Origin of the sequence: Vibrio agarivorans (assembly GCF_030409635.1) — a bacterium.
Taxonomy (GTDB): Bacteria; Pseudomonadota; Gammaproteobacteria; order Enterobacterales; family Vibrionaceae; genus Vibrio; species Vibrio agarivorans.
Genome location: NZ_JAUFQF010000004.1, coordinates 344241 through 357409 on the forward strand (window position 1 = coordinate 344241; position 13169 = coordinate 357409).

Consider the following 13169-nt stretch of genomic DNA (forward strand, 5'->3'; position numbering starts at 1 on the left):
TACCATCGGCGCTATTGCGTTTCACTTCTGAGTTCGGCATGGAAATCAGGTGGGTCCACAATGCTATGGTCGCCAAGCAAATTCTGTTTTTCGTCTTCACTTTTTCTAAAAAAGTGAAAACAAAAAGTCTGGAAAGCTTATAAAAGTCATCAATACACATTCAAAGTTCTTAGCTTTGAGTCCATCAAAACCCCTTGGGTGTTGTATGGTTAAGCCTCACGGGCAATTAGTACAGGTTAGCTCAACGCCTCACAACGCTTACACACCCTGCCTATCAACGTTCTAGTCTCGAACAACCCTTTAGGACACTTAAAGTGCCAGGGAAGACTCATCTCAGGGCTCGCTTCCCGCTTAGATGCTTTCAGCGGTTATCGATTCCGAACTTAGCTACCGGGCAATGCCATTGGCATGACAACCCGAACACCAGAGGTTCGTCCACTCCGGTCCTCTCGTACTAGGAGCAGCCCCCTTCAATCTTCCAACGCCCACGGCAGATAGGGACCGAACTGTCTCACGACGTTCTAAACCCAGCTCGCGTACCACTTTAAATGGCGAACAGCCATACCCTTGGGACCGACTTCAGCCCCAGGATGTGATGAGCCGACATCGAGGTGCCAAACACCGCCGTCGATATGAACTCTTGGGCGGTATCAGCCTGTTATCCCCGGAGTACCTTTTATCCGTTGAGCGATGGCCCTTCCATACAGAACCACCGGATCACTATGACCTGCTTTCGCACCTGCTCGAATTGTCATTCTCGCAGTCAAGCGGGCTTATGCCATTGCACTAACCTCACGATGTCCAACCGTGATTAGCCCACCTTCGTGCTCCTCCGTTACTCTTTGGGAGGAGACCGCCCCAGTCAAACTACCCACCAGGCACTGTCCTCACCCCAGATAATGGGGCTAAGTTAGAACATCAAACATACAAGGGTGGTATTTCAAGGTCGGCTCCACTAATACTGGCGTACTAGTTTCAAAGCCTCCCACCTATCCTACACATGTAGGCTCAATGTTCAGTGCCAAGCTGTAGTAAAGGTTCACGGGGTCTTTCCGTCTAGCCGCGGGTACACTGCATCTTCACAGCGATTTCAATTTCACTGAGTCTCGGGTGGAGACAGCGTGGCCATCATTACGCCATTCGTGCAGGTCGGAACTTACCCGACAAGGAATTTCGCTACCTTAGGACCGTTATAGTTACGGCCGCCGTTTACCGGGGCTTCGATCAAGAGCTTCGACCTAAGTCTAACCCCATCAATTAACCTTCCGGCACCGGGCAGGCGTCACACCGTATACGTCATCTTACGATTTTGCACAGTGCTGTGTTTTTAATAAACAGTTGCAGCCACCTGGTATCTGCGACTCCCCATAGCTCCATCCGCAAGGGACTTCACCGCGAGGAGCGTACCTTCTCCCGAAGTTACGGTACCATTTTGCCTAGTTCCTTCACCCGAGTTCTCTCAAGCGCCTTGGTATTCTCTACCCGACCACCTGTGTCGGTTTGGGGTACGATTCCTTACAATCTGAAGCTTAGAGGCTTTTCCTGGAAGCATGGCATCAATGACTTCACTACCGTAGTAGCTCGACATCGTGTCTCAGCCTTAAAAAGAGCCGGATTTACCTAACTCTTAAGCCTACGCACTTGAACCTGGACAACCATCGCCAGGCCCACCTAGCCTTCTCCGTCCCCCCATCGCAATTGTAAGAAGTACGGGAATATTAACCCGTTTCCCATCGACTACGCCTTTCGGCCTCGCCTTAGGGGTCGACTTACCCTGCCCCGATTAACGTTGGACAGGAACCCTTGGTCTTCCGGCGAGGAGGTTTTTCACCCCCTTTATCGTTACTCATGTCAGCATTCGCACTTCTGATACCTCCAGCAGACCTTACAGTCCACCTTCAGCGGCTTACAGAACGCTCCCCTACCCAATGACTAAAAGTCATTGCCGCAGCTTCGGTGTATAGCTTAGCCCCGTTACATCTTCCGCGCAGGCCGACTCGACTAGTGAGCTATTACGCTTTCTTTAAATGATGGCTGCTTCTAAGCCAACATCCTAGCTGTCTAAGCCTTCCCACATCGTTTCCCACTTAGCTATACTTTGGGACCTTAGCTGGCGGTCTGGGTTGTTTCCCTCTCCACGACGGACGTTAGCACCCGCCGTGTGTCTCCCGGATAGTACTCACTGGTATTCGGAGTTTGCAAAGGGTTGGTAAGTCGGGATGACCCCCTAGCCTTAACAGTGCTCTACCCCCAGTGGTATTCGTCCGAGGCTCTACCTAAATAGATTTCGGGGAGAACCAGCTATCTCCAGGTTTGATTGGCCTTTCACCCCTAGCCACAAGTCATCCGCTAATTTTTCAACATTAGTCGGTTCGGTCCTCCAGTTGATGTTACTCAACCTTCAACCTGCCCATGGCTAGATCACCTGGTTTCGGGTCTATATCCAGCAACTCGACGCCCAGTTAAGACTCGATTTCTCTACGGCTCCCCTAGATGGTTAACCTTGCTACTGAATATAAGTCGCTGACCCATTATACAAAAGGTACGCAGTCACACCACGAAGGTGCTCCTACTGCTTGTACGTACACGGTTTCAGGTTCTATTTCACTCCCCTCACAGGGGTTCTTTTCGCCTTTCCCTCACGGTACTGGTTCACTATCGGTCAGTCAGTAGTATTTAGCCTTGGAGGATGGTCCCCCCATATTCAGACAGGATATCACGTGTCCCGCCCTACTCGATTTCACTGATGATGAGATGTCGGTTACGGGGCTATCACCCTGTATCGCGCCACTTTCCAGAGGCTTCACCTGTCTCACTAAAAGCTTAAGGGCTAATCCAATTTCGCTCGCCGCTACTTTCGGAATCTCGGTTGATTTCTTTTCCTCGGGGTACTTAGATGTTTCAGTTCCCCCGGTTCGCCTCACTAACCTATGTATTCAGTTAGTGATAACACCTTATGGTGTTGGGTTTCCCCATTCAGGAATCTCAGACTCACAGGTTTTTACTACCTAATCTGAGCTTATCGCAAGTTAATACGCCTTTCATCGCCTCTGACTGCCAAGGCATCCACCGTGTACGCTTAGTCACTTAACCATACAACCCGAAGGAGTTTCGAGTTGTTGTTTAAACAACCAAAGTTGTCTGCAATTTTTATACATGATGCAGACTCGATTTTGCCGGACTCAAATAACTCTTTGTTTCCGCTTTTTAGAAAAAAGCAGAGGCAAAAAGTGGACTTTCGTCACTTCCAAGAACACTTGAATGTGTGTTGGTACCTAAAACCATAGTTTTAGGATTTGAGAACTTTTAATTTGAATAACAACGCATCTCAAAGAGATGGGGATTGTTGTTATTCGTCAGCTTTCCAAATTTTTAAAGAGCAAATCACTTCCAAAGAAGTAACCATTTTTAAGAGCACTTAAGGCTTTCTATTTCAAAAAGAAATGCGCTTAAAGATGGTGGAGCTAAGCAGGATCGAACTGCTGACCTCCTGCGTGCAAGGCAGGCGCTCTCCCAGCTGAGCTATAGCCCCATCAATGGATAAATCCATAAACAGTCATTATGACTGGGATTAATTTTTCTTTAGGCAAGGCAGATTGTGAGGCCGTGTACACCAGTACACAACGAGCAATCTAACGCCGCATAAAGAAAAATTGGTGGGTCTGAGTGGACTTGAACCACCGACCTCTCGCTTATCAGGCGAACGCTCTAACCACCTGAGCTACAGACCCACATTCTTGCGTCGTGCTTTCTCTTATTTCTTCGTCAGGCTGCGCTCTTCACTCAGTCACATACTGATGTATGCTCCTTCGCTCATCACTTGCCTTCCTCGAACTAAGAAAAATCACTTTGCAATAATCTCTTTTACAAACCTAATCAATCTGTGTGAACACTCATCGCAATAATCATCGTATAAGGAGGTGATCCAGCCCCAGGTTCCCCTAGGGCTACCTTGTTACGACTTCACCCCAGTCATGAACCACAAAGTGGTGAGCGTCCTCCCGAAGGTTAAACTACCCACTTCTTTTGCAGCCCACTCCCATGGTGTGACGGGCGGTGTGTACAAGGCCCGGGAACGTATTCACCGTGGCATTCTGATCCACGATTACTAGCGATTCCGACTTCATGGAGTCGAGTTGCAGACTCCAATCCGGACTACGACGCACTTTTTGGGATTCGCTCACTATCGCTAGCTTGCTGCCCTCTGTATGCGCCATTGTAGCACGTGTGTAGCCCTACTCGTAAGGGCCATGATGACTTGACGTCGTCCCCACCTTCCTCCGGTTTATCACCGGCAGTCTCCCTGGAGTTCCCGACATTACTCGCTGGCAAACAAGGATAAGGGTTGCGCTCGTTGCGGGACTTAACCCAACATTTCACAACACGAGCTGACGACAGCCATGCAGCACCTGTCTCAGAGTTCCCGAAGGCACCAAAGCATCTCTGCTAAGTTCTCTGGATGTCAAGAGTAGGTAAGGTTCTTCGCGTTGCATCGAATTAAACCACATGCTCCACCGCTTGTGCGGGCCCCCGTCAATTCATTTGAGTTTTAATCTTGCGACCGTACTCCCCAGGCGGTCTACTTAACGCGTTAGCTCCGAAAGCCACGGCTCAAGGCCACAACCTCCAAGTAGACATCGTTTACGGCGTGGACTACCAGGGTATCTAATCCTGTTTGCTCCCCACGCTTTCGCATCTGAGTGTCAGTATCTGTCCAGGGGGCCGCCTTCGCCACTGGTATTCCTTCAGATCTCTACGCATTTCACCGCTACACCTGAAATTCTACCCCCCTCTACAGTACTCTAGGTGACCAGTTTCAAATGCTGTTCCGAGGTTGAGCCCCGGGCTTTCACATCTGACTTAATCACCCACCTGCATGCGCTTTACGCCCAGTAATTCCGATTAACGCTCGCACCCTCCGTATTACCGCGGCTGCTGGCACGGAGTTAGCCGGTGCTTCTTCTGTCGCTAACGTCAAATAATGCAGCTATTAACTACACTACCTTCCTCACGACTGAAAGTGCTTTACAACCCGAAGGCCTTCTTCACACACGCGGCATGGCTGCATCAGGCTTGCGCCCATTGTGCAATATTCCCCACTGCTGCCTCCCGTAGGAGTCTGGACCGTGTCTCAGTTCCAGTGTGGCTGATCATCCTCTCAGACCAGCTAGGGATCGTCGCCTTGGTGAGCCTTTACCTCACCAACTAGCTAATCCCACCTGGGCTAATCTTGACGCGAGAGGCCCGAAGGTCCCCCTCTTTGGCCCGAAGGCATTATGCGGTATTAGCTATCGTTTCCAATAGTTATCCCCCACATCAAGGCATATTCCCAGGCATTACTCACCCGTCCGCCGCTCGACGCCCTTAACGTTCCCCGAAGGTTCAGTTAAGTCGTTTCCGCTCGACTTGCATGTGTTAGGCCTGCCGCCAGCGTTCAATCTGAGCCATGATCAAACTCTTCAATTTAAGATTTTGATGTCCATAAGGACTGACTCAATGAATACTGACTTCAAAACTCATTCTCACTCGAAAGTAAGAAGTAATTTTAAAGCTATTATCGTTCCAACAGAACGATAATGAATTGACTGTGCTGATACCGAAGTATCAATTGGTCACTCAGTTCATTGATAGTCATTGATTCCGAAGAATCAGTTTTTGATTTTACTTTTTATAAAAAAGTGAAAACCAAAAGTGGATTATCATCAACGAGTGCCCACACAGATTGATAGGTTTATATTTTTAAAGAGCGGCTTTGAGTAACTGTGAAGTTCATCTCAAAGCGGACGGTCATTCTAGCCAAATAACTGATAGTGTCAAACACTTTTTCCAGATTATTTTTTGAAGTTATCTTACTAACTTCCATGACCTTTTGCCGACTTCGTAAAACTCGTGGTTTTGCGTGACAACGGAGGCGAATTATAGAGATTCGGATTCGCTTGGCAATAGTAAAATATGAAAAACTTGCCTCTAACGAACCGTTAGGACATAAATTACACAAACCGAACAAAATAAGGCCAGAATCGTCAGATTCTGGCCTTCAATACACTAAGTTAACCAATCTAAAGGTTGTAATTACTGTTTGGCTGCTATTTTTCCTGCTTCCACCACAAGATTGATTGGTTTATCAGGTAAGATCTCACCGCCAAGAATCGCTTTAGCAAGTGGGTTTTCTACCGTTTGTTGAATCGCACGTTTTAGTGGGCGCGCACCATAAACCGGATCAAATCCAACCTGAGCGATCATGTCCAAGGCTTCATCAGAAGTATTCAGTAAGTAACCTTTGTCTTCCATTCGTTTTGCTAATCGAGCAAGCTGAATTGAAGCAATAGATTTGATATGTTCTTTTCCTAATGGATGGAACACCACACTCTCATCCACTCGGTTCAAGAATTCTGGTCGGAAGTGCTTACTCACTACATCCATTACCTCACTCTTGATACCTTCGTAGTCTAACTGAGCAAAATTTTCTTGGATCCGGTTAGAGCCTAGGTTTGAGGTCATAATCACTACTGTGTTACGAAAATCTACGGTTCTTCCTTGTCCATCAGTCAAACGACCATCGTCCAATACTTGCAGCAGAATATTGAATACATCTGGATGTGCTTTTTCAACTTCATCTAGCAAAATGACAGAATAGGGCTTACGTCGAACAGCCTCGGTCAAATACCCTCCCTCTTCATAACCAACGTAACCGGGAGGCGCACCCACAAGTCTTGCCACAGAGTGCTTTTCCATAAACTCAGACATGTCTATGCGAACCATCGCATCTTCACTATCAAACATAAAATGTGCGAGCGTCTTACACAATTCGGTCTTACCGACCCCTGTTGGTCCTAGAAACAGAAAAGAGCCAATCGGTCGATTCGGATCTGATAAACCAGCCCGGCTGCGACGAATGGCATTTGCCACGACGTCTACTGCCTCTTTTTGTCCAATCACACGTTTGTGCAGCACTTCTTCCATACGCAGAAGTTTCTCTTTTTCTGCTTCTAGCATTTTGGATACTGGAATACCTGTCGCTTTTGACAAGACTTCTGCTATTTCACTATCTGTTACTTTGTTGCGCAGCAAGGTCATTTCTTGCATTTCAGCTTGTGTGGCAAGATCGAGTTGCTTCTCAAGCTCTGGAATTCTACCGTACTGAAGCTCTGACATACGATTGAGATCGCCAGCACGTCGTGCAAAGTCCATATCCATGCGTGCTTGTTCTAGCTCCGCTTTGATATGCTGAGTACCTGAGAGTGCCGCTTTTTCGGCATTCCATACTTCTTCTAGCTCGGCAAATGCTCGCTCTTTTTCAGTTAGCTCTAGATTCAGTGAGTTCAAACGTTTTTCACTCGCATCATCTTGTTCGTTAACAAGTGCTTGCTGCTCGATTTTAAGCTGTATGATTTTACGCTCAAGTTTATCTAATGACTCTGGCTTCGAGTCGATCTGCATTCTTATACTCGACGCGGCTTCATCAATTAAGTCAATCGCTTTATCCGGTAACTGTCTATCTGAAACATATCGGTGCGATAGGCTTGCAGCAGCCACAATGGCAGGGTCTGTAATCTCTACATGGTGGTGCAATTCATAACGCTCTTTAAGACCACGTAAGATCGCAACTGTATCTTCTACCGTTGGCTCATCGACTAATACTTTTTGGAAACGACGTTCCAGCGCGGGGTCTTTCTCAATGTATTGGCGATATTCATCTAAGGTCGTTGCACCTACACAATGAAGCTCACCACGTGCAAGTGCAGGCTTGAGCATGTTACCTGCATCCATCGAACCTTCGCCTTTACCAGCCCCTACCATCGTATGAAGTTCATCAATAAAGAGAATGATGTTGCCCTCTTCTTTTGATAGTTCATTCAATACCGATTTTAAGCGCTCTTCAAACTCACCACGATATTTAGCCCCGGCGACAAGTGCTCCCATATCCAAGGACAGCACGCGTCGACCTCGCAACCCTTCCGGCACTTCATTATTGATAATTCGTTGAGCGAGCCCTTCAACAATCGCAGTTTTACCAACCCCAGGTTCACCAATAATCACAGGGTTGTTTTTGGTTCTTCTTTGTAAAACTTGAATCGTGCGACGAATCTCATCGTCACGCCCGATAACAGGATCGAGCTTACCTTGCTCTGCTCTTTCTGTAAGATCAATCGTAAACTTCTCTAGCGCTTGGCGTAACTCTTCAGCATTTGGATCATCCACTTTTTGCCCGCCACGGATTTTTTCAATCGCATCGGCGACCTTTTTCTCGGTAAGACCCACTTCTTTTAATAGTGCGCCCAAGGGACCTTTGTCTTCTAGAGCTGCAAGCAAGAAAACTTCTGATGAGATATAGCTGTCTTGTCGCTTTTGAGCCACTTTGTCACATAGGTTAAACATGTTCCCCATGTTGCCAGACAATTGGACATCGCCACCAATTCCGCTGACTTTAGGCAGCTTATCGAGCAACTCGCTGAGCTTTGAGCGAAGCTGCATAACATCGACATTGAGCATCGTTAGCAAGGGACGAATCGGGCTACCATTCTGATCGAGCAACGCCACCATAAGGTGAACTGGCTCTATATATTGATGATCACGGCCAAGCGCTAATGATTGCGCATCAGAGATAGCAACTTGGAATTTACTTGTAAAACGGTCAAGACGCATATCTGCCTCCATTAATTGTCGAGCAACTACAGTGGTCACTATGGTTACTGTAGCGGCAAAAAAACCAGCGCTATGTGTCGCGCGTCATATAACAATAAATGGATATTTATAGGTGGAATTTCAAGGGGGGACAGAGATTACTTCTCTGCGTCGATCCAAATGCAAGTGACTTGACGACCAGTTTTTCCATCACGACGATAGGAGAAGAATTGTTCAGGGTTGAGATAAGTACAACGGCTGTCACGGTAGATATCGGTGATACCCACTCGATTAAGTGCTTGAGTCGCGAGAAGGTGCATGTTGGCATAGTACTTATTGGCATCCGTGTCACTTGGACGAAATACTTGTTGAGCTTGCTTGTTTTGAGAGACAAACTCATCAAAAACATCTTGGCCAACTTCAAATGCATCTGGACCAATAGCAGGGCCAAGCCAAGCGATCACTTTTCCTGAGAACTTGGCTGCTGCTTTTTCAATAATACCATCAGCAAGCCCACGCCAACCAGCATGCACTGCCGCAACCTGTTCACCATTTTCATCAGCTAGTAGCACCGGTAGACAATCTGCGGTCATCGCTGCGCACACCACTCCTGCTACTGATGTAAAAGAGGCATCGCCATCCAGTACATCCTCCGTTGGCGTAAAGAGCTCTAACACATCACTTGAATGTGTTTGATTCAACCATACTGGTGCAGAGGGCATAGCGGCTTCAATGGCTAAACGACTTCTATTTTCTAGCACGCTTTGTTCATTGTCCCCAACGTGCATTCCGACATTGAGAGAACTGAAAGGAGACGATGACACGCCCCCGTCTCTCAAAGATGAGATAGCGCGAACACGCTTAGCAACTGGCCAATCAGGGACAATATACATCATTTAAAACTCGTCGTTTAGGCCGTGCAACTCTGTATCTGCACGCAATGCCTCGGTCATTACAACCATGTCGTCTGGAATTGGTGCGTGGAATTCGACTTCCTCTCCAGTAACAGGGTGCTCAAATCGAAGCATCGCAGCGTGAAGTGCTTGGCGATCAAATTGACGGATCATATCGGTTAATTCAGCTGAAGCTTCGCGAGGGATTCGTGCTCGACCACCATAGGCAATATCACCTAGAAGTGGATGCTGCAGATAGGCCATATGCACACGAATCTGGTGGGTACGGCCCGTTTCTAGACGCAGGCGAATGCGCGTATGTTCACGGAAATGCTCAGCAACACGATAGTGTGTTACCGCCGGTTTGCCCGTTGGTGTCACGGCCATTAGCGTGCGCTTGGTAGAGTGACGACCAATTGGCTCTTCAACGCGTCCACCAGCCGTCATACGACCAATCGCAATCGCTTCATATTCTCGCGTGATCTTACGTTTCTGTAACGCACGAACCAAACGCGTTTGAGAGCGAACAGTTTTCGCAACCACCATCAGACCTGTTGTATCTTTATCAAGACGGTGAACGATACCTGCACGAGGTACTTCAGCAATATCGGGGTAATGATGGAGCAGTGCATTAAGCACAGTGCCATCAGGTGTACCTGCTCCTGGGTGTACAACAAAATCGCGTGGTTTGTTGATGACCATAATATCGTCATCTTCATAAACGATATTCAGTGGAATGTCTTGTGCTTCCCAGCGTTCTTCATCTTCAAGCTCAGCCTGTAAAACAATCACCTCGCCACCCATCACTTTGGTGCGTGGTTTCGTGACGACTTGACCATCCATTGATACCTTGCCAGCCAATAGCCACTCCTTGAGGCGTGAGCGAGAAAAATCAGTGAACATTTCTGCAATTGCCTGATCCAGACGCTGACCTAATTGGCTATCTTGTACGGTTTGTGTTAACTCAATCTGTTGTGCCATATCGAACTTTTTTAAAAACTGTGAGACTAATGACCACTACTGTGGAAGAATAGGCGCTATTGTATCTGTTACAGTGTAGAAAGTAACGGAAGCGCAGAAAATATTTAATTTATGGATTGAACACCTGACATGAAATACCGCACTTTATCAGGCTTATTAGCAACTGCACTTCTTTTTGGCTGTTCGAGCAGCGAAGAAATTGTTCCCGATGTACCACCATCAGAGCTGTACGCTGACGCACAGGTAGCGCTGCAAAGCGGCAACTGGCTGACAGCGATAGAACAACTAGAAGCGCTAGACTCACGCTACCCATTCGGTGCGTATTCAGAGCAGGTACAGCTAGACCTTATTTATGCCTACTACAAAAACGATGACTTGCCTCTTGGCTTGGCGACCATCGAGCGCTTTATGCGCCTAAACCCAACACACGAAAAAATCGACTGGGTATTGTACATGCGAGGCCTAACTCACATGGCGCAAGATCGTAACTTCATGCACGACATCTTTAACGTTGATCGTAGTGACCGTGATCCTGAACCTGTTAAGGCTGCTTTTGCTGACTTCAAACGCTTGCTGGAACGTTACCCTGATAGTCAATATGCCAATGACGCACGTAAACGCATGCTTTCGCTGACTAACCGTCTAGCGGAATACGACCTAGCAACGGCAGACTTCTACATCCGCCGTGAGGCATGGATTGCTGCTATCAATCGCGCTCAAGAGCTACAACGAACCTTCCCTGAAACAGAAGCAGCACGTAAGTCATTGCGATTACAACTCAAAGCCTATGAAATGCTTGGGCTAGAAGAGCCAGCACAACGTACCCGCGAACTTATCGAGTTGAACCCAATCTAATCATAGAGCGTGACTCTACTTACTAATTCAACGGTGGCCTATGGCCGCCGTTTTTTATTCTCGTTTATGACCTTGCTGATACCAAACTTTATTATTAACCTTTAGTTAACATCGTAATAAAGTCGAGGTCATTGTGATTCGTTCACTCAGTTTGTTCTTGTGCTGTGGCTTGTTGTCACTGAGTGCGTGGGGATTATCACTTTCTCCGCTGCAAAAAGACCCTTACCTAGGTGATATGGAAACCTTTGTTGATAAAGGGGTGGTAAGAGTGCTCGTCGCGGCCGATTTAGGCTTCTACTACATTGAAGGCGGACGCCCAAAAGGCATTATCGCTGAGCTTCTATATAACTATGAACTGCAACTTAAAAAGCGCTCATCCTTGTTAAAAGTTCAGATCATCCCTGTAGCAAGAGATGAACTGATCCCATCCTTGACAAAAGGCTTTGGCGATCTCGCTGTTTCAAACCTTACCGTTACTCCCAAGCGTGAGCTGCAAGTCGACTTCAGCGCTCCTCTGTCCGATAAAGTACAAGAGCTGTTTATCTCTAACAAAAAACACTCACCCATTACTGAAATCGCACAACTCAGTGGCGTAAAAGTATGGGTGAGAAGCAGCTCAAGTTACTTCGAAAGCTTACAAAAAATTAATGCACAACTCGATGAGCAAGATCTGCCTCCGATGCTGATCGAGTTTATTGAAGAAACGATGCAAGATTTCGAGCTAGTCGAAATGATCAATCAAGACTACATTACCCTGACTGTCTTAGATGGGCACAAGGCAAGGCTGTGGCAGGACGTGTTAGACAATATTCAGCTCCATACAGACTTTCCTATCAGAGAGGACGCAAGTGTGGCTTGGGCAATGCGTAAAAACTCTCCAGAGCTGAAGTCTTCGGTAAATAAGTTCATCAAGACAGCGAAAAGTGGCACTTTGCTCGGTAACGTACTTTATGGGAAATACATAGAGAATACAGGGTGGCTAAAGCGAATTCTTAACCCGAATAAGATTGAAAAACTAGAGTCGCTATCCGATGTCTTTGAAGAGTACTCACAGCTGTATGGCTTTGATTCCTTGATGATGTCTGCACAAGGCTTTCAAGAATCTGGTTTGGATCAATCTAAAGTGTCACCGAAAGGTGCTGTGGGCGTCATGCAAGTTCTGCCAAGTACCGCTAAAGATCCGAATGTGAATATTCCTGATATCTACAATGTGGAAAACAACATTCATGCCGGTATCAAGTATATGCGCTTCATTAAAGATCGTTATTTTGATGACGACACTATTTCACCCGACAACCAAGTTTACTTTTCGCTGGCTGCGTATAACGCTGGCCCGGCTAATATTCGTCGCATGAGAAATCTTGCCGCAAAACACGGTTACGATCCCAACCAGTGGTTCCACAACGTTGAGCTTATTACTCGACGTAACATCAGCCGCGAACCCGTCGATTACGTTGCCAATATCAATCGATACTACGTGATCTATAAGCAGCTTGAAGAGATTCACGAGCATGAAAAAGCCAACAATGCTGCGACGTTAACCACTGTGCCGAGACAGTTTGAAAGGAATGAAAAAGAAGATTAAAAAGTTCAAAATATGATAGTGATCTGAATCACAAAACTTGCTTGAGCAAAAAAACATCAGAAGAGAAGATTAGGCTGCAAAAAGCCCCTAAAAAACGGGAGAATTTTAGTAAGCACTCTTCTCAATCTAATGATATTTAGCCTTAACTCAACCTTTTTCTAGAATTCTTTTGCTAACACTACGGTTTTGATCACATTTGCCTAACACTCCAAACTTACCCTGCATTTAAG

At 46.8% G+C, this 13169-nt stretch carries 5 protein-coding genes, 2 tRNA genes, 2 rRNA genes and 1 other annotated feature; of the genes, 2 read left to right on the top strand and 7 right to left on the bottom strand.

Annotated elements, in window-relative coordinates:
• Positions 1-77 (bottom strand) — a sequence feature (5S ribosomal RNA rRNA prediction is too short).
• A gap of 128 nt (positions 78-205) precedes the next feature.
• The 7 genes from QWZ05_RS09975 to rluD all read right to left on the bottom strand — a co-directional run bounded on the left by QWZ05_RS09975 (position 206) and on the right by rluD (position 10499).
• A 23S ribosomal RNA gene (locus QWZ05_RS09975) occupies positions 206-3093 on the bottom strand.
• A gap of 363 nt (positions 3094-3456) precedes the next feature.
• Positions 3457-3532: transfer RNA gene (locus QWZ05_RS09980), tRNA-Ala, on the bottom strand.
• Between the two features lie 122 nt (positions 3533-3654).
• A tRNA-Ile gene (locus tag QWZ05_RS09985) sits at positions 3655-3731 on the bottom strand.
• A gap of 182 nt (positions 3732-3913) precedes the next feature.
• Positions 3914-5466, bottom strand: a 16S ribosomal RNA gene (locus tag QWZ05_RS09990).
• Together the 16S and 23S rRNA genes with 2 tRNA genes alongside form the textbook arrangement of a ribosomal RNA operon.
• A gap of 606 nt (positions 5467-6072) precedes the next feature.
• Positions 6073-8646 (bottom strand): ATP-dependent chaperone ClpB, encoded by a 2574-nt coding sequence (clpB, locus tag QWZ05_RS09995; protein WP_264874836.1) that lies wholly within the window; start codon positions 8644-8646, stop codon positions 6073-6075.
• Between the two features lie 137 nt (positions 8647-8783).
• Entirely contained in the window at positions 8784-9521 is a 738-nt protein-coding gene (gene pgeF, locus QWZ05_RS10000; protein ID WP_290298244.1) for a peptidoglycan editing factor PgeF, read from the bottom strand.
• Positions 9522-10499 (bottom strand): 23S rRNA pseudouridine(1911/1915/1917) synthase RluD, encoded by a 978-nt coding sequence (gene rluD / locus QWZ05_RS10005; protein WP_290298247.1) that lies wholly within the window; start codon positions 10497-10499, stop codon positions 9522-9524. It lies immediately after the preceding gene.
• Positions 10500-10628: 129 nt separating this feature from the next.
• Between rluD and bamD the strand changes: the two genes are divergently transcribed.
• Both bamD and QWZ05_RS10015 read left to right on the top strand, forming a co-directional pair.
• Entirely contained in the window at positions 10629-11354 is a 726-nt protein-coding gene (gene bamD / locus QWZ05_RS10010; protein ID WP_289962042.1) for an outer membrane protein assembly factor BamD, read from the top strand.
• Between the two features lie 133 nt (positions 11355-11487).
• A complete protein-coding gene (locus QWZ05_RS10015; RefSeq protein ID WP_290298249.1) occupies positions 11488-12939 on the top strand; it encodes an MltF family protein in 1452 nt (483 codons plus the stop codon).
• The last annotated feature ends 230 nt before the right edge of the window (positions 12940-13169 follow it).